This is a genomic window from Olsenella uli, assembly GCF_901212675.1.
Lineage (GTDB): Bacteria > Actinomycetota > Coriobacteriia > Coriobacteriales > Atopobiaceae > Parolsenella > Parolsenella uli_B.
In genome coordinates this window covers 54,343-80,483 of the sequence record NZ_CAAKOQ010000058.1, presented here as the reverse complement: position 1 = coordinate 80,483, position 26,141 = coordinate 54,343, and the positions used below count along the sequence as shown (strand labels likewise).

Below are 26,141 nucleotides of genomic sequence, written 5' to 3'. Positions count from 1 at the left end.
CGCCACCCATCTGCCGTTCCGGAGGAGGAGTTAAGCGATGGCCGACAACGCTATGGGAGCTCCCCAGCAGGAGCTCCAGGGACACTATGGCGCGGAGCTCATGCGCTTTGGCGTGGAGGCGTCCGGCGAGCCCCTCAAGGTGGTGAGCCCGTTCAAGCCTGCGGGCGACCAGCCCCAGGCCATCGCCAAGCTCGCGAAGGGCATCGAGGACGGCCTGCGCTACCAGACGCTCATGGGCGTCACGGGCTCGGGCAAGACCTTCACCATGGCCAAGACCATCGAGGCCGTGAACAAGCCCACCCTCATCATGGAGCCCAACAAGACGCTTGCGGCGCAGGTCGCCTCGGAGATGCGCGAGCTCTTCCCCAACAACGCGGTGGTCTACTTCGTCTCGTACTACGACTACTACCAGCCCGAGGCGTACGTGCCGCAGAGCGACACCTACATCGAGAAGGATGCCTCCATCAACGAGGAGGTCGAGAAGCTCCGCCACCAGGCCACCGCGAGCCTGCTCTCCCGCAGGGACGTCATCGTCGTGGCCTCGGTAAGCTGCATCTACGGCATCGGGAGCCCGGAGGACTACGCCGGGCTTGCCCCCAACGTGTCGAAGGACGAGCCGCTCGAGCGCGACGACCTCATACGGGCGCTCATCAACATCCAGTACGACCGCAACGACGTCGACCTTGCCCGCGGGTGCTTCCGCGTACGTGGCGAGCGGGTGGACGTGTTCCCTCCCTATGCCGAGCATCCCCTGCGCATCGAGTTCTTCGGCGACGAGGTCGAGCTCATCGCCGAGATCGACGAGGTCACGGGCGAGCTGCTCCGCGAGTTCGACGCCATTCCCATCTGGCCGGCAAGCCACTACGTCACCGAGCGGCCCAAGATCAACCACGCGCTCGACACCATCAACGCTGAGCTTACCGAGCGCGTGGCGCAGCTCAAGGCCTCGGACAAGCTGCTCGAGGCGCAGCGCCTCCAGCAGCGCACCGCCTACGACCTCGAGATGCTCGAGAACATGGGCTACTGCAACGGCATCGAGAACTACTCGCGCCACCTCGACGGGCGAAAGCCCGGCGAGCCTCCCTACACGCTCGTCGACTACTTTCCCAAGGACATGCTCTGCATCATCGACGAGTCCCACGTGACCGTGCCACAGATTCGCGGCATGCACGAGGGCGACCGCTCGAGGAAGATCACCCTGGTCGAGCATGGCTTTCGCCTGCCGTCCGCCCTTGACAACCGACCACTTCGCTTCGACGAGTTCGAGGCCCGCATCCCGCAGTTCCTCTACGTCTCGGCCACGCCGGGAGACTACGAGGAGCAGGTGAGCCAGCAGGAGGTCGAGCAGATCATTCGCCCCACGGGCCTGCTCGACCCCAAGATCGATGTGCGCCCCGTGCGTGGCCAGATCGATGACCTCACCGAGGAGATTCGCATGCGCGTCAAGCGTCGCGAGCGCGTGCTCGTGACGACGCTCACCAAGCGCATGGCGGAGGACCTCACCGACCATCTGCTCGACGAAGGATTCAAGGTCAACTACATGCACTCCGACACGGCCACCCTCGACCGCATCGACATCATCCGCGACCTGCGCACCGGCAAGATCGACGTGCTCGTGGGCATCAACCTCCTGAGGGAGGGCCTCGACATCCCCGAGGTCTCGCTCGTGGCCATCCTCGACGCGGACAAGGAGGGGTTCCTGCGCAACCGCCGCTCGCTCATTCAGACGATGGGTCGCGCGGCCCGAAACGCCCATGGCGAGGTGGTGATGTATGCCGACGTGGTGACCGACTCGATGCGCATCGCCATCGACGAGACGCGTCGTCGTCGCGCCCTGCAGGAGAAGTTCAACGAGGAGCATGGCATCGTGCCCAAGACGGTCAAGAAGTCCATCGCCGACATCTCGAGCTTCATCGAGCAGGCCGAGAAGACGGTTGACGGCAAGACCCGGGATCGCCACGGTACGGGCAGCCATGGCGCCTTCGAGAGCCTGTCGGCGGATGGGGGAGCCGGGGAGGGGGCGGGCCAGGATGAGGACACGGCGCGTGCCGTGGCCGAGGAGCTCGCGAAGAAGCTGCCGAGGGAGGAACTCACCCGGCTCATGGAGACGCTCGAGAGCGACATGGCGGCGGCGAGCGAGGCCATGGACTTCGAGCGCGCGGCGGCCCTGCGCGACCAGCTCGTCGAGCTGCGCTCGAAGGTGGAGGGCACCACGGAGGACGAGGTCATGGCTCGACTCAAGGCGGGTGCCCGCAAGGGAAGCGCGCACGCGACCCGCAGGAAGTACCGCCCGCGCCGCAAGTAGGCGTGGGGTACCGGGCGTCGGGGCTTTGTCGTCTCACGGTCTCCGCGCGTCGGGGCTTTTCGCGACGGTCATCGCGCGCGTCATGCACGCGGGGACATGCGGGCATCTGCGTTTCCGAACGGTTTCGCCGGGTTGTCCGTCATCGGCAAATCAAGGCTTGCATTGTCCGCAATCCGGTCCACAATATGCAACGGCCGTGAGCGGTAGGTTTTAGGCCGCGAACGGCATATCCAAGGCACGACGACGCGTCCGAGCGGCCTGAGCGGAATGGCTCGCCCGGAGCATAGGCAGACAGGCACGCACGGTAACAGGCTCAGGAGGCATCCAACCATGTTCGAGATGGAAGTCCCGTTCGACCACACTACGAAGACGGTCAGGCTCGAGGACAAGAACTTCGCCGGCACGCTCATCGGTCACCAGAACGAGTTCAAGACTGACAAGACCCAGGAGCAGCTCGTCGAGGACGCACTCGACCACCCCTTTGGCTCTCCCACGCTCGAAGAGCTCTGCGCCGGCAAGAAGGACATCGTCATTATCAGCTCCGACCACACGCGTCCGGTACCCTCCAAGGTGACCATGCCCATCGAGCTGCGCCGGATCCACGCCGCCGCACCTGATGCCCGCGTGCGCATCCTGGTTGCCACAGGCATGCACCGTCCCTCCACGCACGAGGAGCTCGTCAACAAGTATGGCGAGGAGATCGTGGCCAACGAGGAGATCGTCATGCACGTCTCCACGGACGACTCCATGATGGTCAAGGTGGGCACCCTGCCCTCCGGTGGCGAGTGCATCATCAACAAGATTGCCGCCGAGGCCGACCTGCTGCTGGCCGAGGGCTTCATCGAGCCGCACTTCTTCGCGGGCTTCTCCGGCTCGCGCAAGGCCGTCCTGCCCGGCATCGCCTCCTACAAGACGATTATGTACAACCACAACGGCCAGTTCGTCAACGACAAGAACTCGCGCCCGGGCAACCTCTCCCACAACATGATTCACGAGGACATGATGGCCGCCGCCGAGATGGCCGGCCTCAAGTTCATCCTCAACGTGGTGCTCAACGGCAAGCACGAGGTCATCGGCGCCTTCGCCGGTGACATCCACAAGGCCCACGAGGCCGGCTGCGACTTCGTGAAGGAGCTTGCTGGCGTGGACAAGGTCCCGTGCGACATCGCCATCACCACCAACGGCGGCTACCCACTGGACCAGAACATCTATCAGGCCGTTAAGGGCATGACGGCTGCCGAGGCCACGCTCGAGGACGGCGGCGTGATCATCGACATCGCCGGTTGCGCCGACGGTCACGGCGGCGAGGGCCTCTACAAGTCCATCTCCGAGAATGACCCGGCGGAGTTCGAGCGCCAGTGCATCGACACGCCCAAGGACAAGACCCTGCCGGACCAGTGGACCGCGCAGATCTTCGCCCGCATCCTTGCGCACCACCCCGTGATCATGGTCACCGACCTGTGCGACCACGACATGATTCGTGCCATGCACATGATTCCGGTCAACACCGTCGAGGAGGCCCTCGCCAAGGCCTTCGAGCTCAAGGGTGCCGACGCCAAGGTCGCCGTCATCCCTGACGGTCTCGGCGTGGTGGTTCGCTAGGCGCGACGTCCGCCGCGAGTACCCATCGCTACACCACGCAGGCGTGCGCGATTTTGAACATTTTTGCGCACGCCTGCGTTTTTTGTGCCGAGTGGTCTTATACTCACCAATCGGCAAACGGCAGCAATCCATGTGTGGCACACAAATGTGGCCACACGCGAGAGAAAGGTAAGGTCGTGCCGTACAATCTCATTGCCGAGTTTGGCGCAACCGCCCTCATGATCGTCTTCGGTGTCGGCGTGCACTGCGACGAGGTCCTCAAGGGCAGCAAGTACCGTGGCTCGGGTCACATGTTCGCAATCACCACCTGGTCGTTCGGCATCACGGTCTGCCTCTTCATCTTTGGTGGCGCTGTCTGCATGAATCCCGCCATGGCGCTCTGCCAGGCCATCATCGGCCTCATCCCCTGGTCGAGCTTCGTGCCCTACGTCATCGCCGAGATGCTCGGCGGCATCTGCGGCGCCGTCATCGCGTGGCTCCTCTATGCCGACGACTTCAAGGCCTCTGCCGATTCGGTGGACCCGGTGGCCGTGCGCAACATCTTCTCGACCAACCCCACCAACGAGTCCTACGACCTGCCGCGCAACTTTTTCGTCGAGGCCTTCGACACGTTCGTGTTCCTGACGGGCATCCTCTGCATCGCCTCCCGCGCCGGCGACAACGTGCTCATCCTCGCCATCGGCGTGGGCCTGCTCGTGTGGGCCGTGGGCATGGGCCTCGGCGGCGTCACCGGATTCGCCATGAACCAGGCCCGAGACCTGGGCCCGCGCATCGCCTACCAGCTGCTCCCCATCGCCAATAAGACGGACAACAACTGGAAGTACGGCCTGCTCGTGCCGGGCATCGCCCCGTTCTTGGGTGCCGTCGTGTCGGCCCTGTTCGTGACCAATGTGCTGGGCATCGTGTTCTAGGAGCGCATGAGCGCTATAGTCAGCTCTAGCCTTTTGGGGCGCATCCCGTTTGGGGGTGCGCCCCTCCTGTATCGAGAGCCGGCCTGGGCATCGTGGGGCGTCCCGCCCCGGGCCGAACGGATTGGTGGCACCATGGCGACGACCCAGAACATCTGCGACTACGTCGAGGGCCAGCTCGACACCTTCGCGGTGCGCCCGCTCTGCGCGGCGGACAGCCTCGTGCTGTCGTGGTATGCCAACTTCAGGCTCGAGGTGCTGGGTGGCCAGGTCGCGGGCTGGCGCCTCGCTGCCGACGGGCGGCCGGGCGTCCGGCTCCAGGAGACGCTTCGGGCGGAGTGCTTTGACGGTCTCTTCGACTTGTGGGATCCGCCCAGCTGCAGGCGCCTGCTCCAGGCAATGGCGGCAAGCCCGCGCTTTCGCGACATCCGCGTCATCGGCCAGGTGGCCGAGCGCGAGGGTGGAGACACGGCGCACCCCAAGCAGTTCGGCGCCGTGACCCTTATGCTCGACAACGGCGTGAGCTACCTCGCGTTTCGTGGTACGGACGCTACGCTGGCCGGCTGGCGTGAGGACTTTGACATGACCTTCGAGCGCCCCGTCCCCTCGCAGGCGGCCGCCCTGGCCTACCTCGAGGAGGTGGCCGGCCACGTCCGCGGCCCGCTCGTCCTGGGCGGCCACTCCAAGGGTGGCAACCTCGCCGTCTACGCCGCGGCGGAGGCGCCAGAGCTCGTGCAGGGGCGTATCGAGCTCGTGTTCTCGCACGACGGCCCCGGCTTTGACCAGGAGTTCCTCGAGAGCGAGGGGTTCCTGCGCGTGGCCGGGCGCATCGACAAGACGATGCCGCAGTCGTCGGTGGTGGGCATGATGCTCGAGAACCAGGAGGACTACTCGGTGGTGAGGAGCTCCAGTGTGGGGATCTTCCAGCACAACCCCTTCTCCTGGGTGGTGGAGGGCTGCGACTTCGTGGAGGTCGAGGGTCTCTCGGCGGGGGCTCGCCACATGGACTCGGCGCTCAACGCCTGGATATCCGGCCGCACGCCGGAGGAGCGCGACCGGTTCACCAACGAGCTCTTCGACCTGCTGTCGCTTCCTGGCGCCAAGAGCTTCGCCGACCTGCGCGACGGCTGGCAGACGGCACTGCCGGCCATGGCGCAGCGCCTGGGCGACATGGACGCCGAGACCCGTCGCTTCATGCTCGACACCGTGGGCGCGCTCGTGAGGGAGCTGCTCCCGGGCTAGGCCTCGTCTACCGCAACGGCGCCCGGCGAGGCGAGGGACTGGGAGCGGGACGCCTGGACGCTGTCGATGACCGCCTGGGCCACGCGTAGGCCGTCGGTGGCGGCGCTCATGATGCCGCCTGCGTAGCCTGCGCCCTCGCCGCAGGGCCACACGCCGCCCACGCTCACGCTCTGGAGGTCGGTCCCGCGCGTCACGCGCACGGGCGAGCTCGAGCGGCTCTCCACGCCCGTGAGCACGGCCTCCGCATCGTCAAAGCCGTGCAGGTGGTGTGCCATCTGGGGGATGGCCGCCCGCAGCGCCTCGGCCACGGTCTGGGGCAGGCACCCCTCGACCGAGCCCCAGCGCACGCCGCGCGGGTAGGTGGGCGCCACCCTGCCGGCGCCAGAGGAGGGCTGGCCCTTGAGGAAGTCCCCCACGAGCTGCGCCGGTGCCACGTAGGCGCCCCCGCCCAGCTCGAAGGCCGCACGCTCGCAGCTGCGCTGCAGCTCCACGCCGGCAAGCGGGTTGTCGCCGGGAAGGTCCGCGGGCGTCACGTTGGCCAAGAGGCCTGAGTTTGCGTTCGTGCCGCCGCGGTCGGAGAGGCTCATGCCGTTCGTGACCACCCCGCCCGGCTCGCTGGCGGCGGCCACCACAAAGCCGCCGGGGCACATGCAGAACGAGTACGCCGACCTGCCGTTTTCGAGGTGGCTCACGAGCTTGTAGGGGGCGGCGCCCAGTGCGGGGTGGCCCGCCGAGGGGCCGTACTGGGCGCGATCGACGTCGGCCTGGAGGTGCTCGATGCGCACGCCCACCGCGAAGGTCTTGCGCTCCATCGTCACGCCAAGGTGCGCAAGCAGGGAAAACACGTCGCGGGCGGAGTGGCCACAGGCAAGCACCACCTGGTCGGTCGCGACGTGCTCCTCCACGAGAAGGCCGCTGGGCTCCCTATGCTCCAGGCGCACGGCCCTGACGCGGCGCGGCCGTGCGGCAGGGGAGTCCACTGCGCCGCCATCCTCGAGCTCGATGCCCACGAGCCTCGTCCGCACGCGGACCTCGCCGCCAAGCTCGGTGATGCGGCGGCAGAGCGTGTCGACCACGCGCGGCAGCACGTCGCTGCCGATATGGGGCTTTGCGTCCCAGGCGATCTCGGGCTCGGCACCGGCTGCCACGAACGTGTCGAGCACGAGGCGGTGCAGCGGGCTCTTGGTGCCCGTGTTGAGCTTGCCGTCCGAGAAGGTGCCCGCGCCGCCCGCGCCAAACTGGATGTTGCTTTCGGGGTCGAGCTCGCCCGTCTCGTTGAAGCGTTCCACGGCCTTGGTGCGCCGTGCCGCGTCGTCGCCGCGCTCCACGAGCAAGGGCTCGAGCCCGGCCGAGGCCAGAGCGAGCGCGCAGAACAGACCCGCGCAGCCGGCGCCCACCACCACGGGCCTGCGCTCGACGCTTCCCGCGACGCGGGAGGGGAGCATGGGGGTGCTGGGGATGATCGAGCGAATGCCGCGCGCGTCTCGCCTGCGGGCGAGTTTGGCGAGCAGGGCCCGCTCGGCACCCTCGCCGCCGCGCAGCATGGTGCGGACGGTGTAGGTAAGGTGCACGGCGCTCTTCTTGCGCGCGTCCACGGAGCGGCGGCGAAGCTCCACCCCGCCAATGTCGCCGGGGGCCACGTGCAGACGCCTCAGGACCGCACCCCGAACCACGTTGCGCTCCGTCTCGGGCGTCCCGTCGAGCTTCGCGAGGGCGACGTTCAGGTTTGAGATCTCAATCATGTGGCGGTCCTTGTCCTGCGGCCAGCTGCCGCGGCATGTCGTGTGTGCGGCTTCCCATTCTATCGAGTGGGAGGGTAGCGCGTCCCCACGGTGGCAGTGGCTATTCCCGCGCCGCCGCCTCGCCCGCCCGCAGACCGCTCGTCCAGGCCCAGGCCAGGTTGAAGCCACCGCAGGCGCCGTCCATGTCGAGCACCTCGCCGCAGGCGTGTAGGCGCGGCCTGTCCGCAAGCGATAGCGTTGCCGCATCGACGGCCGTCACGTCCACGCCGCCGCGCGTGACCTGCGCGCGCTCGGTCTCGGCCAGGCCCGTCACGCGAAACGGCAGGCTCTTCACGAGCGGGGCCACGCGCCAGGCGAGCCCGCCCATGCCGATGCCGCCGGCAAGGCCGATGAGCTCGGCCGCGATGACGGGGTCGAGGATGCCGTCGAGCGCGGCCGTGTCGCCCGGGCGGCTCGCCACGAGGTGGTCGACCTCCCAGGCGTCCACCTCGGGCGCGAGGTCGAGCTCCACCATGTCGCCGGGCCGGCACACGCGAGAGACGTCGAAGCTCACGATGCCCGAGATGCCGTACGGGCGAAACAACACCTCGCCGGCCTCGCGCAGGATGACGCGGCCCGCGCGCGTGAGGGTGGCCACGCAGTGGGCACGCCTGCCGTCGAGCGCCTCTAGCAGGTGGGGCGCGGGCCCCTTGGCTGCCACGGCGCAGAGCACAGGAGACTCGGCGACGAGCGGAAGGCCCAGCGAGTCCGCGAGCGCGTTCGTGCCGCCACCGCTTGCGAGGACCAACGAGCCACAGCTCAGCGCACGCGTGGCACCGCCACCCTCGATCGGCGTGAGACCCTCGGCGCCTGCTCCCCAGCGCTCGGAGAAGCGCACGTACCAGCGGCCGTGGCGATGCGCGGCGCCCAGCACCTCGCGCGCGGGTGCCAGTGTCACGCCGTCTCGCCAGCAGCGGGCGACCAGCACGTTGCGCACGCTAACGGCCTGGCGGCTCCTCGGGTAGAGCCTCCCGTCCTCCTCCGCCCAGGCAAGGCCACAGTCGCGAAAGAACCCCAGCACGTCCTCGAGCGCCTCGGCCGGCTCGCCCATGACGGCGGCGGCGAGGTCGGGATGGTTATAGCGCTCGGGCTCGAGCGCCACGTTGCAGAAGTTGCAGCGGCCGTTGCCGGTGGCCAGGATGGAGCGCCCGCACGCGAGGTCCCGCTCGAGCACGACGACGCGCGCTCCCGCCTCGCGCGCGGCAATCGCGGCCACGAGCCCTGCCGCCCCTCCGCCGATGACGCAGACGTCGGCATGGCGGGGCAGCTCGAGTCGCGCCGCGTCGGCGAGCAGCCGCTCGCGCTCGCGCGCCCGGGCCTGCCCCTTGCCGGCTCCACCGCGACCCGCGCCGCCTTTGCCCCGCTTGCCGGAACGGCCGCTCGCCACGCTAGTTGCCCTCGGTGGTGTAGGGGCCGTCCTTGGGCGTCATGTCGACGACCTCGCCCGGCTGGTCCGCGGCCGGCGCGACCGAGTCGTTGCCCTTGGCCGCAGCTTCCTCGGCGGCCTTCTTGGCCTTGTAGGCGGCGGCAGCCGCGGCGGCGCGCTGCTCCATCGTGGGCTCGGGGCCCTTGGGCGCCTGCTCGGCGACCTCGAGCTCGGGAAGGTCAAGCGCCAGCGCCACGGCGTCGGGCAGCAGGCCCTTGGGCAGGTCGTCCTCGAAGGTGCCGCGGTCGCAGGCGCGCGCGATCTTGGGGTCGATGGGCAGGGTGCCCAGCACGGGCAGGCCATAGCCCTTCGCGACCTCGTCCAGGTGGCTCTCGCCAAAGACGTGGAGGTGCTCGCCGCACTTGGGGCACACGGCGTAGCTCATGTTCTCGACCAGGCCCAGCACCGGTACCTGCATCTCGGCGGCCATGTTCACGGCCTTGCCCACGATCATGCTCACGAGGTCCTGCGGGCTGGTCACGATGACGACGCCCTCGATGGGCAGGCTCTGGAACACGGTGAGCGCCACGTCGCCCGTTCCGGGGGGCATGTCCACCAGCATGTAGTCGATGTCGCCCCAGGCGCACTCGCCCCAGAACTGACGGATGGCGCTGCCCAGTACGGGCCCGCGCCACAGCACCGGCTGCGTCTCATCCTGCAGCACCAGGTTGGCGCTCATGACCTTGACGCCGTGCTTGGAGACGCACGGGACCAGGTGCTCGTCGATGGCGGTGGCGTGCTGCTTGGCCATGCCGAACATGCGGGGGATGGAGGGGCCGGTGATGTCGGCGTCGAGGATGCCCACGGTCTTGCCCGCGCGGCGAAGCTCGGTGGCGAGGATGCCCGTGACCAGCGACTTTCCCACGCCGCCCTTGCCCGACACCACGCCGATGAGGTGCCTCACGCGCGACAGCCCGTTGAGCTCGAACTGCGGGATGCCGTCTTGCTGCTCTGCCATGTATGTGCTCCCAATCTATCCAGAGACTGGCGGTCTGCTTTGGGTGCCGGCGCCTTTGCGTCGGCAGTCGACCCCTAGAATACCCCAACGATGTAGGCCTCGCGTTTTCTTGGGAGGGGACGGGGCGTCAAACGCGGCGGGATGGGCTACGCCTGAGCCAATATGTGCCTTTCCCGTGGGGCAAGCCGGCTCTCGGGCGAGCCGAATCCCATCTGGCGGCCGGTTTTCGTCCCAGGATTTCAAAACTATCGAGTTTGCTGCAGTCGAATGCTGACATGCAAAGTAGACGGGAAACCGGCAAGCTCGTTACCAGGCAGTTTGTTAACTCAAGTGGTCGCTCTACTTTCCCATGCGCGCTTGAACTGCAGCAAACTCGATAGTTTTGTTTCCAGGTGCCGGCATCACCCAATACAAGCTCCCGATGCGGGGCATCGATGACATCCTTGCCGCACCGGCGCAGCCAAAGGCGTCGCGGAGACGATTGGCGGCACAGTTTCCAGAGCGGCTGGAGTGACCAGAAAAGCCGGCCAGCCTTTGAAGGCCGACCGGCTTTTACCTGCCACTCGCGAGGGACCCAATGTGGTCTAGAGGCCCAGGATCTCCTTGACCTTGGCGACGACCTCGTCGTTCGTGGCGTTGGCGAAGAAGTACTCCTGGAAGCGCTCGGTGCCGAAGGCACCCTTCACGAGGTTGCGGTCGACGTCCTCGAGCACCTGCGTGAACGGCTTGAAGGCCGCGGCGCGCACGTCGTCGAGGATCTTTTTGTTGCGCTGCTCGGGCTCGACGCGCTCGGCCGGGTAGCCGTTGCCGGAGCCGAAGCCGAAGAGCTTCTCGAAGGTGTACTCGAGGTTGAGCTCCTGGCCCCATCCCTGCTTGAGCGCGAATGGCATGGCGACGCAGTTGCCGTCGTTGACCTGGGCAAAGGTGAAGGCATCAAGCGCGTCCTCGACGTGGCCGCACAGCACGCCGGGGAAGCTGTTGCAGGCGAGCATGGCGCCCTCGCCGGTGCCGCAGCCGGTGACCACGTAGTCGGCGGCACCGCCGTTCAGCAGCGTGGCGGCCAGGATGCCGCTCTGGACGTAGGTCAGCGGGTGCGAGCCCTCGGCGGCGTACATGCCGAAGTTGAACACCTGGTGGCCCATCGGGCTGACGACCTTCTTGAGCGCGGCCTCGATCATGCCGTTCTTGGAGTTTTGGCTGTTCTCGTTGATGAGCGCAATCTTCATCGTGCGGTCCTTTCTGGCTGAGTGGTTCGGGCATCGCGGCGCGCCTCGAAGTGAGCGTGGGCGAGGCTCTTTCCGTGCGACTCAGATAGTAAACCGGTTTTTTTCGCAAGGCAAGTCAAGATATGCCTACATATGGGTGTTGGTGGCCAAGATTAACAAAGTCGAACAAATTATCAGGGAGGGGCAGAGGCGACGGGGCCTTCGCAGCCCCCTCAGGCATCCACGAGCTCCCGGACCGGCAAGATGCCGGAGGCGTGCTCGAAAACTGAATCCGTGAGCTGGTGTCTCGGCCGCAGCCTTCCTAGCAGATGACCTTTGTGTAGCGCTCTACCTCGGCTCTCTGCTCTGCCGTGATGCCGTCGTCGGTAACGAGGGCATCGACCTCCCGCAGGCTGCAGTAGCCGTCGCGGTCGCGCTTGCCAATCTTTGAAGAGTCAGCGATGAGGTAGGACTCCCTGGACGCTCCGAACGCAAGCCTCACCGTGTAGCCCGCGGTGGCCGAGTGACCGTAGACGATGCCGTCCATGATGCCGATGGCGCTCTCGAACGCCCTGTCAAATCCGTACGAGGCAATCATGGCGTAGGTCTGGGGGCTGTCGAACATCATGGTGGTGCGGTCGTACTTGCCACCCAGGAGGTGCAGCTCGTAGAGCCCGCTGTCGTACGCCTCCGAGTCGACCACGAGACCAAACACGGAGAGGCTTGCCGTGGTGATGCGCAGGCGCGTGCGGGGCAAGAGGCCCACCATGGTCTCGATGGTCGAGCCGCTGCCGAGGTAGATGGCATCACCCTTCTTGACGAGGCCCGCCGCAAGCCTGGCGACGTGCTCCTTCTCGCTGCGCCTGCCGCCCGGTCGGCTGCGGTGCGTCGCCTCCTCCAGCGGGCCGGCCGCCTTCGAGTCGAAGACGCTGCGCGCCCCACCGTAGACTCGCGCGATCCTGCCCTGCTCGGCCAGCTCGTCAAAGTCGCGGCGTGCCGTCATGTCCGAGACGCCAAGGGCCTTGGCCGCCTCGCGCACGGTGAGGGACCTCCGCTCGTTGCAGAGGGAGATGATTGCGTCCTGTCGCTCCGCCTTCAACACGGAGAACCCCTTTCGGCCGGGGGACTCGAGGACATGTGTCCCGTCCCGTGCCCTTACCTACCGCTTACCCCGAGAAACGCAACGTTCACCGGTTTACTCATGGGTGTGAGACTTGTGATTCTTGACGTTCGATTTGCCGCAAAGTAAAACAAACACCAACAGACAGAAACATATCATAACAAGCAGTCACAAAGTCTCAAGCCTGACACGCATAAGAGATTACGGCAGTTGGGACGCCGTGTATGGCGAGACCGATGAGTGCGAGGAGAAGGGGAGGACCGTTCCCGTGGTCCAGTCAGTTGTGAAATCGCGTGAGGAGGGCCTGGGGCTCACGGCTGCAACCGCAGCCTCCGCAGCGCAGGCAGGTGCCACCGCACCACAGGACGCGCCGTCCGTGGACACCATCCGTGCCAACGCCCCGGCGATCGAGCCGCTTGCGCCGCGTCCGGATGGCAGGGGTGCTTGGGCTGCCGCAGAGCCACTCGCCGCGGCCGAGCTCGAGCGCGGCTTTGCGTGCTGCCTCGCCCAGATTGACGCCAACATGTCGCTCTTTGGCGAGGACTATCCCACGCCTGCCACCAAGGGCAATCGCTATGGCGTCATGGACAACAGTGAGTGGACGAACGGCTTCTGGACCGGCCAGCTCTGGCTGGCCTACGAGCGCACTGGCGAGGCCCGTTATCGCTCCCTGGCCGAGAAGAACGTCGAGAGCTTCCTCGACCGCGTCGAGCGCCGCTTCGAGCTCGACCACCACGACCTCGGCTTTCTCTACGTGCCCTCCTGTGTGGCCGCCTACAGGCTCGCGGGCAGTGAACGTGCGCGCACGGCGGCTCTGCTCGCCGCCGACCAGCTGCTCACGCGCTGGCGCGAGCGCGGCGCGTTCCTCCAGGCCTGGGGCCCCATGGACAGCCGCGAGCACTACCGCCTCATCATCGACTGCCTGCTCAACGTGCCGCTGCTCTACTGGGCCGCGGACGAGACCGGCGATGCCGGCTACGCCGACAAGGCGCGTCGCCACTTCGAGACCACCTGCGCCAACATCATTCGGCCCGACGGCAGCGCCTTCCACACCTTCTATATGGACCCGGAGACGGGCGCGCCTAGCCATGGTGCCACGCGCCAGGGCTACAGCGACGACTCCGCCTGGGCGCGCGGTCAGGCCTGGGGCATCTGCGGCATCCCCCTGAACATCCGCCACACGGGCCTCACGGACTACTTCCCCCATGCGGTCTCGATGCGCAACTACTTCCTGAACCGCCTGCCCAAAGACGACGTCTGCTACTGGGACCTCGTCTTCGGCGAGGGAAGCGACCAGTCGCGCGACTCGAGCGCCGCGGCCATCGCGGCGTGTGGCCTGGACGAGATGGCGCGCCTCGCGTGCTGTCCCGCGGCCGAGGCGGACGTCTGCCGGGGTGCCGAGGCGGCGATCCTGCGCTCGCTCATCGAGAACTACACCGCCCGCTACCACGAGCCCGGCGAGCCCATCCTCTACCACGGCGTCTACAGCTGGCATTCGGGCAAGGGCGTGGACGAGGGCAACGTCTGGGGCGACTACTTCTTCCTGGAGGCGCTCACCCGCGCCGCCGGCACTTGGGATCCCTATTGGTAACTGCGTCGCATGCGGGCCGCACGGGGCCTGCGACAGAATCGCGCCTGCCTCAGACGGGCGAGAAAGGAAGGCAAGACATGGCAGAACCGAACATCGTGATGACTCGCATCGACGAGAGGCTCGTCCATGGCCAGGGCCAGCTCTGGATCAAGGCCCTGGGGGTGAACACCGTCATCGTGGCGGACGACGCGTCGGCGGCCGACCCCATGGCCAGGCGCTCATGAAGACCGTCATCCCCGGCAACATCCACATGCGCTTCTTCACGATCCAGAAGGTCATCGACGTCATCCACAAGGCGGCGCCGGCGCAGACGATCTTCATCATCACCAAGACCCCGGCAGACGCCCTGCGCCTCGTGGCCGGAGGGGTGCCCATCAAGAAGATCAACGTCGGCAACATCCACAACGCCGAGGGCAAGGAGAAGGTCACGCGCTCGATCTTCCTGGGACCCGAGGACAAGGCCGCGATTCTCGAGATGGCCGACAAGTACGGGGTCACGTTCGACACGCAGACGACCCCCTCCGGCGCGGACGGTGCCGCCGAGGCTGACGTCGTCGCTGCGTGCCGTTAGGTAGCTAGCCGGCCCTGGGCCGGAATACGTTCGGCCGGCATGCGTGCCGGCCAAGGGGAAAGGAAGGAAACGTGGACATCCCTGTCTTCCAAGCTGTCCTCATCGGAGTCTGGACGGCGGTGTGCTGGTCGGGCATGCTCCTGGGCATCTACACCAACAGGTGTCTCGTGCTTGCGTTTGGCGTGGGCGTCATCCTGGGTGACATCCCCACGGCGCTTGCCGTGGGAGCCGTGGGCGAGCTCGCGTTCATGGGCTTTGGTGTGGGTGCCGGCGGCACGGTGCCGCCCAACCCCATCGGCCCGGGCATCGTGGGTACGCTTCTGGCCGTCACCACCGAGGGCGTGACGCCCGAGAGCGCCCTTGCCCTCTCCATCCCGTTCGCCGTGGCCATCCAGTTCCTGCAGACGGCCATCTACACAGTGTGCGCGGGCAACCAGGAGGCCGCGAAGCGTGCGCTCCAGAAGGGCAACCTCGGCAAGTATCGCCTCGTCTGCAACCTCACCATCATCCTGTTTGCCGTGTGTGGCTTCGTGCTCGGCCTTCTCGCAGCAACCGCCATGCCCCTGCTCCAGGACTTCGTGGGCGCCATCCCGACCTGGCTCACCAAGGGCCTCTCGGTCGCCGGAGGCATGCTGCCTGCCATTGGCTTCGCGATGATCATGAGCGTGATGCTCACCAAGGAGGTTATCCCGTTCGCGCTGCTCGGCTACATCTGCGCCGGCTACCTCAAGGTGCCGACCGTGGGCATCGCGCTCGTGGGCCTCGTGTTCGCCCTCAAGCACTACTTTGACGTCAAGAAGGCCGAGGAGCTCAAGCCCGCAGCCGCCACGGAGGAGGTCAGCCACGATGACTGGATCTAACGACAGCGTCACCACGGACGCCACCACCACGCAGGCCGGCGAGCCCAAGCTCGTCAAGGGCGACTACGCCAAGGCGATGCTCCGTGCCTGGCTGCTCCAGAACAGCTTCAACTACAGCAACTACCAGGGCAACGGCTACTCCTACCTCATCTATCCCGCGCTTAGGAAGATTCATGGGGACGACCGCGAGACACTCTGCAAGGACCTCGAGCAGAACTGCGAGTTCTACAACACCAACCCCAACCTCATCCCGTTCGTGACGTCGCTGCACCTCGCCATGGCCGACCAGGGTGTGCCCTACAGCGAGATACGTGGCCTCAAGATGGCGCTCATGGGCCCGCTTGCCGGCATCGGTGACTCGCTCTCCCAGTTCTGCATCGCGCCGCTCTACTCGACGGTGTTCTCGTCGCTTGCCACGGCGGGCATGGCGTTCGCGCCGGTGGGCTTCTGGCTCGCCATCAACGCCACGTTGCTGGCCATAAAGACCGTCATGTGCAACCTGGGCCACAAGCTGGGCACCGCGGTCATCGACCGACTCAGCAAGTCCATGGCGCTCATCTCCGAGACGGCCAGCATGGTGGGTGTCACCGTCATCGCGGGCCTTGCGGCCACGTTCGTGAAGATGAAGGTGGGCATCGAGTTTGCCGCCGGAGCCGCCGAGGAGGGCGTGAAGCAGTCCACGGTGAACATCCAGGGCATGCTCGACGGCATTGCCCCGGCGCTCCTGCCGATGCTCTACCTCATGCTCATGTACTACCTCATCAAGAAGCGCGGCTGGAACACCTATCAGCTCGTCATCCTCACTATTGTTGCGGGTGTGGCGCTCTCTGCCGCAGGCATCCTGGTGTAGGCGAGCTTCCCCGTCGGCCTCTCGCGGGCCGGCGGGGTTTTGTCCGCAAAGGCGGATAAGGTCGAGATGCGGTTGGACGACGATTGAGCAGGGAGAGGATGGGAGGCATCCATGCAGGTGGAAGAGGCCAGGAGAAACCTTGGGCGCGCTGCGGAGCGCATGCGGATGGAAGACCTTGCCGGGCGCCTGCGCAGGCGCGGGGTGGCCGGCGTCGTGTCGCGTTCGGACGCCGTGCTGGCGGATACCTATGCGTTCTCGAAGCCGTGGGACATGGAGCGCTGCGCCACGCCGTTCGTGGTGCAGGTGGACGCTGCCACGGGCACCTACGACTGGAACGTCGTCATGAACGACGACCCCGAGTGGTGCTTCATGCTGAACCGCATGGACTACCTCGCCGACCTCACGTGCGCCGCCCTCGCGACGGGCGAGCGGCGTTATGCCGAGAAGGCCGTGTGGCTCATGACGGGCTGGGCTCGCGCCCACGACCCGGTGATGCCTGAGCTCAGCACGCGCGCGCTTGACACGGGCATCCGACTGTTTGCGATGGCGCAGGCGCTTCCCGCCCTCGTGTGGCTCGACGTCATCTCAGATGATGACCTGGCGCTGGTGGTCGCCAGCATCGAGGCACAGGTTGCCTACCTGCCCGGCCAATACATAAACAAGTACGAGACGAGCAACTGGGGCAGCATCCAGACGCTCTCGGTCGTCTCGGCGCTCTGCCTCCTGTGCGACGACCCCGCGGCGCATCCCGGCTGGGGCTGGGCGATGGGGCGCATAGCGTCCCAGATGGCGGCCCAGGTCTATCCCGACGGGGTGGACTGGGAGCTCTCGACGATGTACCACATCGAGGTGCTGCTCTACTCGCTTCGCGGCATCAACGCGCTGCGGTCACGGGGCGTGGCCGTGCCGGGCGTGCTCGACGACACGGCCCGAAGGCTTGCGCGAGCCCTACTTGCCCAGCGCCTGCCCGATGGGACGATCGACGCCGAGGGAGACTCCGATCGATGCCGCATCACCGGCGTGCTTGCGCTCTCGGCTGCCGTGCTGGGGGACGCCTCGCTCAAGGCCGGGGCTCGCTCGGTCGAGCTCGATGCTGCCGACCTCGCGGAATATGGCTGCGAGGCGGAGGATGCGTACCATGCGCTCGCCGTTTCTGGCACCGGCGAGCTGCCGCGGGCGTTCGATGGCGAGGACGGCGGGATCTTCGTGGCCAGGAGCTCGTGGGACGGGGATGCCAACCAGGCGGTCTTTCTCAACGGGCCCCTGGGGAGTGGCCACGGCCATGCCGATAACCTGCAGCTCAGCGCCGTGTGGCACGGGAAGCTCGTCCTTGCCGACTCGGGTCGCTTCACCTATCGCGAGGACTCGACCGACCGGCCGCGCCTCAAGGGCGTCGCGGCCCATAACGCCCCCATGCTCGATGGCGCTTCCGTGAGCGAGCCCAAAGGCAGCTGGGGATATGACGGTTTCTGCTTCCCGCTCAAGACCTACGTGCGCCACGACGGGGACGTTCACTACTGGGAGGGTGCGGTCGTGGGCCACAGCCCCTTGCAGGTGCTCATGCGCCGGGTGGTGTTCATCGAACGGGGGATTTGGCTTGTCTGCGACGAGGCCTGGGCGGACGGCGCGCACGAGCTGGGGGAGCGCTTCCACCTCGATCCGTCGCTTGTGGCCGGGCGGATGGGTGGCGACGGTTCCTCGATCTGTGGCACCGATGGCTGGCAGGCGGCGGGTGGCGACGGCATGGCGGGTGGCTGGGTCGTCGACGTGGACGGGGAGTGGCTCGTGCTCTCCCTCTCCGGGGAGTCGCGCCGCGTGCGCGACACGTGCTCGCCTGACTACAACGTACTGCTCGGGCAGGACGTCGTCGAGGAGAGGACGCGCTTCGAGGGGCGCGGCACGGCGGTTGCGTGCCTGCGGCCGAGCGACGTCACGCTTGAGCCGGTGCCGGTCCTGCGCAACCTGACCGAGCCGGTGGAGGCGGGGCTTGCCCATGCGTGGCGCCTCACGATGCCGACGGGGGAGGCCTACACCGTGGCGATCTTCCACGAGGAGGTGCATGCGGGCGTCAAGGCCTTTTCGCTCGAGGGCATCTCGTTCCATGCGAAGGTCGTCGTGGTGCGCACCGGGGCTGATGGCGCACGCAGGCTGAGCGTGCTCAGGGCGTGAGCGGGCGCGGCGGGGCTGACGGGCTTGGTATCGCTCGCGCCGCTCGCCACAGACCGCCTCTCGTGTCCATTTCCTCCCGCCATCTTGCCGCTCGATGTTGGCCGTCTGTTGAAACGAGGCTCCCATGGGTTTGCACATTCGCGTGATTTCCGACGACGGCGAGGTCAGGGCATCTGGCTCCGGAGACGGGCTGGCCATGTTCGACCTCCGCTACACGGCCTTCGACGAGGGCGACCACATCGTGGTCGAGTCCGACGAGGCCCCCGCCGAGGTCGAGGTGTGCCTCGACCCGTATCTCACGTCGAGCGTCGTCTGGCTGGCCGACGGGCGCATGGACTTTCCCGTGCCGTTTGGGGTCGCGCGCGAGCCCTACGGGCAGCCGGCCTTCGAAGGCGAGACGCATTGGGGCTATGTGCGTCTGCTCGACGCGCGGGAACGTGGCAACTGGAGGAACCTCGCGCTGAACTCGCACGACCTGGAGGGCGTGCGGGGCGTCTTTCCGCACGCGAGCACAAACAGCGGCGCCACCAACGTGCGCTTCCTTGCGCGCAACGCCATCGACGGCGTGTTCCAGTCATGCCACCACGGCAGGTGGCCCTACGAGAGCTGGGGCGTCAATGGGCGCGACGACGCGTGGCTCCAGGTCGACTTTGGGCGGGCGGTCCATGCGTGCGAGCTCGTGCTGTTCCTGCGGGCGGACTTCCCGCACGACGCCTGGTGGGAGCGGGCTCGCGTGACCTGTTCGGATGGCTTCGACGCCGAGGTCCCGCTCGAGCGCACGGGTGCGCCGCAGGCCTTCGACATCGGAGGACGCGACATCGAGTGGCTGCGCCTCTCCGACCTCAGGAAGGCCGACGACCCCTCGCCTTGGCCCGCCCTCTCCCAGCTCATGGTGATGGGGCGCCTGCTGTAGGTGTTGCGCCTGCTGCGGACGCCTCGCTGCGGGTCCGCTCCACGTGGCGCCTCAGACTCTCGGCAGCAAAAAGGGGACAGCACGGAGTTGGACCCGTGCTGTCCCCAGGGAAAGGGCAGGGTTGCGAGAGGGAGGGCTTGCGTTACCTCGGCTGCCTGCCAAGGTAGGCGAGGATGCCGCCGTCGACGTAGATGACCTGGCCATTCACGAAGTTGCTCGCGTCGGAGGCCAGGAACACCGCGGTGCCCATGAGGTCGATCGGCGTGCCCCAGCGCGCGGCCGGCGTCTTGGCGCGGATGAAGGCGTCGAACGGGTGCATGGAGCCGTCCGGCTGCTTCTCGCGCAGCGGGGCGGTCTGCGGCGTGGCGATGTAGCCCGGGCCGATGCCGTTGCACTGGATGTTGTGCTCGCCAAACTCGGAGCAGATGTTGCGGGTCAGCATCTTGAGGCCACCCTTGGCGGCGGCGTAGCCGGCGATGGTCTCGCGGCCAAGCTCGCTCATCATCGAGCAAATGTTGATGATCTTGCCGTGGCCCTTCTCGATCATGCCGGGCAGCACTGCCTTGGAGACGATGAACGGGCCGGTGAGGTCGATGTCGACGACCTGACGGTAGTCGGCGGCGCTCATCTCGAGCATCGGGATGCGCTTGATGATGCCGGCGTTGTTGACCAGGATGTCCGGCGTGGTGCCAAAGTCGCGCTTGATCCCCTCGATGAGGTGGGCGACCTCGTCCTCCTTGGTGACGTCGGCGATGTAGCCCTTGGCCTCGATGCCCTCCTTGGCGTAGTCGGCGAGGCCCTGGTCGACCTTCTCCTGTTTGCGATCGTTGAAGGCGATCTTGGCGCCGGCCTTGGCGAACGCCGTCGCGAGGGCGAAGCCGATGCCGTAGCTGGCACCCGTCACGAGCGCGACCTTGCCGTCGAGGCGGAAGCTGTCCATGCTGAAGACGCTCGGATCTGCATACTTCTCTGCCATGCGAACCTCCTTGTCGGTTTGGGCTGCGCGGCCGTGGGGTCGGCCCGGATGGCCTGCAGGCAATGTAAACCAATTTACAAAGCCAGTATCCTACGAGTAAACCGGTTTGTCAAGAAGAACCGTCGGCAATCTGAAACGTCACATCTGGCGGAGGAGATGGGATGGCTGGGAGGGAGAGCGTGGTGGCAGGCGGGCGTCTGCGCCAGCCGGGCGGCCCGGCCCGGCGGGCATCCCCTCCTCGCCCTACCGGCCCTCGCGGATCGCCTGGGCAAGCTCGGCCGAGGTTGCCACGATGTGGGTGGCACCGGCCTCTTCGAGCTGCTCCGCGCTCCTGAAGCCCCAGCTCACGCTGATGCAGGGCATCTCGGCGTTGGCCGCGGTCTGGACGTCGACCTCCGAGTCGCCCACGTAGACGGCGTGCCCGGCCCGCGCGTCGGCCTGGGCCTCGGCGCCCATCTCGGCCAGGGCCGCGTCCACCATGTCGCGCGCGGGCTTTCTCGCGATGCCCTCGCGCACGCCCAACACGGCGTCGAACGCGCCGGGAAAGTAGATGTCCATGAGGTCCTGCACGGCGTAGTCGCTCTTGTTGGACACCACGGCCACGCGGCGTCCCTCTCCGCGCAGGGCGCCCACGAGCTCTACCATGCCGGTGTAGGCGTGCGTGTGGTCGTTGCAGTGCGCGGCGTACCAGCGGTTGAACTCGGCAAAGACGGCGTCGACCACGGCGGGGGAGGATTCCTCGGGCACGCCGCGCTCGCAGAGGCGGCGGATGCCGTTGCCCACGAAGGCGCGGGCCTCCTCGAACGTGCGGGTGGGCAGGCCCTCGGACTCCAGCGCGTGGTTGAGCGTGAGGTGCAGGTCCTCGATGGTGTCGAGCAGCGTTCCGTCGAGGTCGAAGACGATGGTGGAGAAGCCTCTCATGCGCGGTCCCTTCGCGTGGTGTGGTGCGGGCGTTCGTGTGCGGGCGTTCGTGTGCGGGCGTTCGTGCTCTCGTTCTCGCCGGACATCGTAGCGCGCGGATGTGGGGGAGGCGCACGGGTGGCTGGGATCGCGGGGGTTGGGCTTGCTCACGGTTGGCGTGCCAGTTCGTGCTCTTGCGGGCGCACGTGCCCGCGCGCACAAGACCGATTCCATAGACCTTAGACCTCGTGGCTTCCGGCTGAACTTGTGGCTGCGTGTGTCCCGTGCGCCGGACAACGCAGATATGCAGGACGCTGTATCCCGCGTGCTCGAGAGCTCCCACCCGCCATCAAAATGTGACAAATCATCCGGAAGGAAATGTGACGCGCTGGTTACGGGAGCGGGCGGCTTCGGGGCGGCTGCTATAGTGGGGAGCCGTATGCAGACGAGCGTAAGGAGGCATCCTTGGCAGGAAAGCCTGACCTACCAGATCTCAAGGCCCTACACGACCAACGCAAGGCCGACCGCGACAACATCCGCGCCGCCGTCCGCGGCGTGATCCGCGCGGCCCGCGAGGAGTCGAGGAGCCGCGCCGCCGCCCAGGCGGAGGCGGCCAAGACTTTCGCCGGCGTGAAGCTGCCCGAGAGCCTCCGCGACAACATGGAGCTGTTCCTGCGCCTGCTGCGCGAGGTCCTCTCCGAGTACGGCCCCGAGCTGCGCACCACCTTCGACGAGCTGCTCGCAGACCTCATCGCCGCCGACGAGCGCGGCGTGGTGAGCGCCACTGGCGCCAGCGAGGAGGACGAGAGCTTCCGCCGTGCCTACGAGCTCATCCACGGGCTCGACGTGGAGCGGCAGACGATGGTGACGCGTGCCCTCACCGCTTACTTCCACCTCGCCAACCTCTCCGAGGAGAACTTCCGCGTCGAGACTCTCCACAACCGCGAGCGCGAGGTCTCCCTCGACTCCGACGTGGACGAGTCCAACGCGCTTGCCGTCGCCTACCAGCGGCTCATTGACGAGGCCGGCCCCGACCGCGCCGCCGAGCTGCTCGAGCGCCTCGAGTTCCACCCCGTCTTCACCGCGCACCCCACCGAGGCCCGCAGGAAGGCCGTCGAGGGCAAGATCCGCCGCATCTCCCGCCTGCTCGAGGAGCGCCCGCGCCTGGGCGGCTCCGACCTCGCGGAGAACGAGCGCCACATGCTGCAGGAGATCGATGCCCTGCTGCGCACGAGCCCCATTGCGCTCAAGAAGCCCACGCCCGTCGAGGAGGCCGACACCATCGTCGACATCTTCGACAACACGCTGTTCGACATGGTTCCCCAGGTCTACCGCCGCTTCGACGACTGGGTGCTGGGCGAGGACGCCGGTCGCGTGCCGCCCGCCTGCCCGGCCTTCTTCCGCCCCGGCTCCTGGATCGGCTCCGACCGCGACGGCAACCCCAACGTCACGGCCAAGGTGAGCCGCGCCGTTGCCGAGAAGTTCTTCACCCACATGGTGGAGACGCTCGCCGACAAGTGCTATCGCGTGGGCCGCAACCTCACGCTTGACAACGACCACACCCGGCCGTCCGCCGAGCTCGTCAACCTGTGGAACCACCAGGTCGAGATGAGCGAGAAGCTCACGGGCCGCGCCGAGCTCATCAGCGAGTCCGAGCCGCACCGCGCCGTGATGCTCGTCATGGCCGACCGCCTGCGCGCCACCGTCCTGCGCAATGCCGACACGAGGTACCGCTCCTCCGACGACTTCCTCGCCGACCTGCGCGTCGTCCAGCGCTCGCTTGCCGAGGGCGGCGCCCCGCGTGCCGCCTACGGCCCCGTCCAGACGCTCATCTGGCAGACGGAGTCGTTCGGCTTCCACATGGTGGAGATGGAGTTCCGTCAGCACTCGCTCGTGCACAGCCGTGCGCTGGCCGACATCCACGAGCACGGCCGCAACGGCGAGCGCGGTGCCCTGCAGCCGATGACGCGCGAGGTGCTCGACACCTTCCGCGCGCTCGGCTCCATTCAGAAGCGCTACGGCATCAAGATGGCGCGCCGCTACATCATCTCGTTCACCAAGAGCGCCCAGAACGTGGCCGACGTCTACGAGCTCTCCCGCCTTGCCTTCGCGCACCCCGAGGACGTGCCCACCATCGACGTCATCCCGCTGTTCGAGCAGCTCGAGGACCTCGAGAACTGCGTCGACGTACTCAACGACATGCTCGAGCTCCCCGACGTCCAGCGTCGTCTCGCCGAGACGGGCCGCAAGATGGAGGTCATGCTCGGCTACTCCGACTCCTCCAAGGACGCCGGCCCCACCACGGCCACGCTCGCGCTGCACGCCGCCCAGGAGCGCATCGCCCAGTGGGCCGAGAAGAACGATATCGACCTCGTGCTCATGCACGGCCGCGGCGGTGCCGTGGGCCGTGGTGGCGGCCCGGCCAACCGCGCGGTTCTGGCCCAGCCCAAGGGCTCGGTCAACTGCTTCTTCAAGGTCACCGAGCAAGGCGAGATCATCTTCGCCCGCTACGGCAACCCGGTGCTGGCCCAGCGCCACGTGGAGTCGGTCGCCGGTGCCACGCTGCTGCAGAGCGCTCCCTCGGTGGAGAAGACCAACACCGAGATGACGCACAAGTACGCAGGCATGGCCTCCAAGCTCTACGACGCGAGCCACGAGCGCTTCCTCGACCTCATCCACTCCGAGGACTTCGCCCCCTGGTTCTCCACGGTCACGCCGCTCACCGAGGTTGGCCTGCTGCCCATCGGCAGCCGCCCGGCCAAGCGCGGCCTGGGTGCCAAGTCGCTTGACGACCTGCGCACCATCCCGTGGGTGTTCAGCTGGAGCCAGGCACGCATCAACCTGGCCGCGTGGTACGGCCTGGGCACCGCCTGCGAGAGGCTGGGCGACCTCGAGCTGCTGCGGAGCGCCTACAAGGAGTGGCCGCTGTTCTCGACGTTCATCGACAACATCGAGATGAGCATCGCCAAGACCGACGGCCGCATCGCGCAGCGCTACCTGGCGCTGGGCGACCGCGATGACCTCTCCAAGAAGGTCCTCGACGAGATGGCGCTCACCCGCAAGTGGACGCTGGCCATCGTGGGCGACGAGTGGCCGCTGCAGCACCGCCACGTGCTGGGGCAGGCGATTCGCGTGCGCAACCCGTACGTGGACGCGCTCTCGATCTCGCAGGTGCGCGCGCTCACGGCGCTGCGCGAGAAGCAGGAGGAGATGTCGCAGGAGGAGCGCGAGCTGTACATAAAGCTCATCCTCTCCACCGTCGCCGGAGTCTCCGCTGGCCTGCAGAACACGGGCTGATGGCGGACCTGCCCGTACGTGTGGCGCGCGTGCGCTGACGCTTGGGGCGAGTGGCTTTGGCCGCTCGCCCCTTTTGCGTTGCTGGTGGGTTGGCGGTGCCACGCGCTTCTTTCTCGTGTGCCCGGCTTCCTGGTGCCCGCCCAAAAGCGCGATGCGCCCTCTGGCAAACGCTGGTTACGAGGGGCCGGCCCAGCCTTATCCAAAAGACGTTTCTGAAAAGGGTTTCGCCCCGACTCCCCCTCCAAAAGACGTTTCTGAAAAAGCTATTGCCCTGGCTCCCTGCAGAAGACGCTTCTGAAAATGGTTATGCACGAGATTCCTTTTTCAGAAGCGTCTTTTGTAGGCAGGACTGGGTTGACGGCCGGGCCGGCAATCGGGCTGGCGACCGGGGGAGAGGATGGGCTGGCGGCCGGGTTCCCGCTGCAAGGGGTGCCGCTGGCGGCCGTCGGACGAGAAAAAGGGCCGCCAGCATGTGCTGACGGCCCTGAGCGGCGTCTCTTTGAGTAGCGGCTACGCTTGAGCGCCCAAGACGCGACCGGACGTCGCGCGATTCCGCTACTTGATCGTGATGACCTTGCCCGCGCCATAGCCGGCGTTGCGCACGACGCGTTTGAGGTCGTCGTCGGACTCGGCCTGCTTGGCGAGGACGTGGGCGACGCCGTCCTTCAGGCTCACCTTGGCGAAGAGGCCGTCCTCGGCGTTGAAGGCGTTGGTGACCTTGCTCGCACAGTTGTCGCAGCTCATGCCCGTGACCTCGACGTCATAGGCGTGGTCGTAGTGGGACTCGTCGCGGTCCTTCGGGCCCTTGACCTGCACGACGCCGTCGATGTCGCCACAGCAGTCGCCGTGGCCACCGCGGATGATGTAACGACGCACGGCCAGAGCCGCCGCGACGACGACGATGGCGACGATGACGATGTTCGCAATCATGATGCCAACCTCTTTCTTTGGGTGCCCCCCAGGCTCCTCAGTTCGTACTGGCTAACTTATGTGGTGATTCTACCCCTTGCGGCAGCGGTCAGAACCGACTTCCCCTATCCCCCCGAGGGAGGGGGGGGGTGAAATGGCACCGGGACTTCGACTTTCTCTGTCGGGCGCTTGGTGGTTTCCCGCGGTTTTTCCACACGGGTCAGGTGCCGGGCGACTCTCGTGATTGCGACTGAATCGTTCAGGTGCCAGGGGCCTCTTGCAGCTTTTCTCGAATCGGGCGGGTGTTGGGATACCCCTTGTACCTGCTGCGTGGTTTGCCGGCACGGATGTGCACGGGTCTCGGGTGCGGTTGCGAGGGTCTGTCAAGGCCCATCAAGGGAGGTGAGTTCCTGGGCCGTCTGCCGCCAGCACGCGATCTACGTGAGAAGCCGCCGAATCCGTTTTCGCACTTTTGAGTTGTGAACGAATTATGAGCCCCAATTGGGGCGCTCGCGTCGCAAACATCAAGTAACCTACTCGGATGCCCTCGAGATTGCC

At 66.9% G+C, this 26,141-nt stretch carries 17 protein-coding genes and 2 pseudogenes; 11 read left to right on the top strand and 8 right to left on the bottom strand.

Annotation, left to right across the window (positions count from 1 at the left end; all coding sequences use genetic code 11):
- Nucleotides 1–37: 37 nt before the first annotated feature.
- From uvrB to EFAMC1_RS09800, 4 genes are all read left to right on the top strand, one after another.
- On the top strand, nucleotides 38–2,305 hold the full coding sequence (uvrB, locus tag EFAMC1_RS09815; RefSeq protein ID WP_293816318.1) for an excinuclease ABC subunit UvrB: 2,268 nt from the start codon (nucleotides 38–40) through the stop codon (nucleotides 2,303–2,305).
- A 330-nt stretch (nucleotides 2,306–2,635) separates the two neighbouring features.
- Nucleotides 2,636–3,907, top strand: a complete 1,272-nt coding sequence (gene larA, locus EFAMC1_RS09810) for a nickel-dependent lactate racemase (RefSeq protein WP_154054084.1) — start codon at nucleotides 2,636–2,638, stop codon at nucleotides 3,905–3,907.
- Between the two features lie 176 nt (nucleotides 3,908–4,083).
- Nucleotides 4,084–4,818 carry a D/L-lactic acid transporter LarD gene (gene larD / locus EFAMC1_RS09805; protein WP_154054083.1) on the top strand — a complete coding sequence of 245 codons (735 nt, stop codon included), beginning with the start codon at nucleotides 4,084–4,086 and terminating at the stop codon, nucleotides 4,816–4,818.
- A 132-nt stretch (nucleotides 4,819–4,950) separates the two neighbouring features.
- Nucleotides 4,951–6,057, top strand: coding sequence for a DUF2974 domain-containing protein (locus tag EFAMC1_RS09800; protein WP_187324651.1), 1,107 nt, complete (start codon nucleotides 4,951–4,953; stop codon nucleotides 6,055–6,057).
- On the opposite strand, the gene EFAMC1_RS09795 is transcribed toward EFAMC1_RS09800, so the two are convergent.
- From EFAMC1_RS09795 to EFAMC1_RS09775, 5 genes and pseudogenes are all read right to left on the bottom strand, one after another.
- Nucleotides 6,054–7,799: an NAD(P)/FAD-dependent oxidoreductase gene (locus tag EFAMC1_RS09795; RefSeq protein ID WP_154054081.1), complete on the bottom strand. Its 1,746-nt coding sequence runs from the start codon at nucleotides 7,797–7,799 to the stop codon at nucleotides 6,054–6,056. The two genes, EFAMC1_RS09800 and EFAMC1_RS09795, sit on opposite strands and share 4 nt — an antisense overlap.
- 100 nt (nucleotides 7,800–7,899) lie before the next feature.
- On the bottom strand, nucleotides 7,900–9,225 hold the full coding sequence (locus tag EFAMC1_RS09790; RefSeq protein WP_154054080.1) for an aminoacetone oxidase family FAD-binding enzyme: 1,326 nt from the start codon (nucleotides 9,223–9,225) through the stop codon (nucleotides 7,900–7,902).
- Between the two features lie 208 nt (nucleotides 9,226–9,433).
- Nucleotides 9,434–10,222 (bottom strand): annotated as a pseudogene (locus EFAMC1_RS09785) (Mrp/NBP35 family ATP-binding protein); the annotation flags it as partial.
- A 584-nt stretch (nucleotides 10,223–10,806) separates the two neighbouring features.
- Entirely contained in the window at nucleotides 10,807–11,448 is a 642-nt protein-coding gene (locus tag EFAMC1_RS09780; RefSeq protein WP_154054078.1) for an RpiB/LacA/LacB family sugar-phosphate isomerase, read from the bottom strand.
- 301 nt (nucleotides 11,449–11,749) lie between these two features.
- A complete protein-coding gene (locus EFAMC1_RS09775) occupies nucleotides 11,750–12,529 on the bottom strand; it encodes a DeoR/GlpR family DNA-binding transcription regulator (RefSeq protein ID WP_154054077.1) in 780 nt (259 codons plus the stop codon).
- A gap of 286 nt (nucleotides 12,530–12,815) precedes the next feature.
- Between EFAMC1_RS09775 and EFAMC1_RS09770 the strand changes: the two genes are divergently transcribed.
- From EFAMC1_RS09770 to EFAMC1_RS09740, 6 genes and pseudogenes are all read left to right on the top strand, one after another.
- The gene (locus tag EFAMC1_RS09770; protein WP_261981864.1) at nucleotides 12,816–14,138 is read left to right on the top strand and encodes a glycoside hydrolase family 88 protein; all 1,323 of its coding nucleotides are present in this window, start codon (nucleotides 12,816–12,818) and stop codon (nucleotides 14,136–14,138) included.
- A 77-nt stretch (nucleotides 14,139–14,215) separates the two neighbouring features.
- Nucleotides 14,216–14,709, top strand: a pseudogene (locus tag EFAMC1_RS09760) (PTS sugar transporter subunit IIB).
- A 71-nt stretch (nucleotides 14,710–14,780) separates the two neighbouring features.
- On the top strand, nucleotides 14,781–15,569 hold the full coding sequence (locus tag EFAMC1_RS09755) for a PTS mannose/fructose/sorbose/N-acetylgalactosamine transporter subunit IIC (protein WP_154054076.1): 789 nt from the start codon (nucleotides 14,781–14,783) through the stop codon (nucleotides 15,567–15,569).
- Nucleotides 15,556–16,419, top strand: a complete 864-nt coding sequence (locus tag EFAMC1_RS09750) for a PTS system mannose/fructose/sorbose family transporter subunit IID (protein ID WP_154054075.1) — start codon at nucleotides 15,556–15,558, stop codon at nucleotides 16,417–16,419. The genes EFAMC1_RS09755 and EFAMC1_RS09750 overlap by 14 nt, the downstream gene beginning before the upstream one ends.
- A gap of 111 nt (nucleotides 16,420–16,530) precedes the next feature.
- On the top strand, nucleotides 16,531–18,588 hold the full coding sequence (locus tag EFAMC1_RS09745) for a heparinase II/III family protein (protein WP_154054074.1): 2,058 nt from the start codon (nucleotides 16,531–16,533) through the stop codon (nucleotides 18,586–18,588).
- A 124-nt stretch (nucleotides 18,589–18,712) separates the two neighbouring features.
- On the top strand, nucleotides 18,713–19,501 hold the full coding sequence (locus tag EFAMC1_RS09740; RefSeq protein WP_154054073.1) for a carbohydrate-binding protein: 789 nt from the start codon (nucleotides 18,713–18,715) through the stop codon (nucleotides 19,499–19,501).
- Nucleotides 19,502–19,643: 142 nt separating this feature from the next.
- Here the strand turns inward: EFAMC1_RS09740 and EFAMC1_RS09735 are convergent, their stop codons facing one another.
- Together EFAMC1_RS09735 and EFAMC1_RS09730 are read right to left on the bottom strand one after the other, a co-directional pair.
- Nucleotides 19,644–20,441 carry a gluconate 5-dehydrogenase gene (locus EFAMC1_RS09735; protein ID WP_187324652.1) on the bottom strand — a complete coding sequence of 266 codons (798 nt, stop codon included), beginning with the start codon at nucleotides 20,439–20,441 and terminating at the stop codon, nucleotides 19,644–19,646.
- 279 nt (nucleotides 20,442–20,720) lie between these two features.
- Nucleotides 20,721–21,398: an HAD family hydrolase gene (locus EFAMC1_RS09730; RefSeq protein WP_154054071.1), complete on the bottom strand. Its 678-nt coding sequence runs from the start codon at nucleotides 21,396–21,398 to the stop codon at nucleotides 20,721–20,723.
- A gap of 444 nt (nucleotides 21,399–21,842) precedes the next feature.
- Here EFAMC1_RS09730 and EFAMC1_RS09725 point away from each other — a divergent pair, with 444 nt between their 5' ends.
- Nucleotides 21,843–24,674, top strand: coding sequence for a phosphoenolpyruvate carboxylase (locus EFAMC1_RS09725; protein ID WP_410054791.1), 2,832 nt, complete (start codon nucleotides 21,843–21,845; stop codon nucleotides 24,672–24,674).
- 555 nt (nucleotides 24,675–25,229) lie between these two features.
- Here the strand turns inward: EFAMC1_RS09725 and EFAMC1_RS09720 are convergent.
- Nucleotides 25,230–25,604, bottom strand: a complete 375-nt coding sequence (locus tag EFAMC1_RS09720) for a heavy-metal-associated domain-containing protein (protein ID WP_154054070.1) — start codon at nucleotides 25,602–25,604, stop codon at nucleotides 25,230–25,232.
- Between the last annotated feature and the right edge of the window lie 537 nt (nucleotides 25,605–26,141).

Bases quoted from the DNA above. Each gene is read 5' to 3' on its own strand.
- uvrB (WP_293816318.1), top strand. From the start codon at position 38: ATGGCCGACAACGCTATGGGAGCTCCCCAGCAGGAGCTCCAGGGACAC.
- larA (WP_154054084.1), top strand. From the start codon at position 2,636: ATGTTCGAGATGGAAGTCCCGTTCGACCACACTACGAAGACGGTCAGG.
- EFAMC1_RS09800 (WP_187324651.1), top strand. From the start codon at position 4,951: ATGGCGACGACCCAGAACATCTGCGACTACGTCGAGGGCCAGCTCGAC.
- EFAMC1_RS09795 (WP_154054081.1), bottom strand. From the start codon at position 7,799: ATGATTGAGATCTCAAACCTGAACGTCGCCCTCGCGAAGCTCGACGGG.
- EFAMC1_RS09780 (WP_154054078.1), bottom strand. From the start codon at position 11,448: ATGAAGATTGCGCTCATCAACGAGAACAGCCAAAACTCCAAGAACGGC.
- EFAMC1_RS09750 (WP_154054075.1), top strand. From the start codon at position 15,556: ATGACTGGATCTAACGACAGCGTCACCACGGACGCCACCACCACGCAG.
- EFAMC1_RS09745 (WP_154054074.1), top strand. From the start codon at position 16,531: ATGCAGGTGGAAGAGGCCAGGAGAAACCTTGGGCGCGCTGCGGAGCGC.
- EFAMC1_RS09740 (WP_154054073.1), top strand. From the start codon at position 18,713: ATGGGTTTGCACATTCGCGTGATTTCCGACGACGGCGAGGTCAGGGCA.
- EFAMC1_RS09735 (WP_187324652.1), bottom strand. From the start codon at position 20,441: ATGGACAGCTTCCGCCTCGACGGCAAGGTCGCGCTCGTGACGGGTGCC.
- EFAMC1_RS09730 (WP_154054071.1), bottom strand. From the start codon at position 21,398: ATGAGAGGCTTCTCCACCATCGTCTTCGACCTCGACGGAACGCTGCTC.
- EFAMC1_RS09720 (WP_154054070.1), bottom strand. From the start codon at position 25,604: ATGATTGCGAACATCGTCATCGTCGCCATCGTCGTCGTCGCGGCGGCT.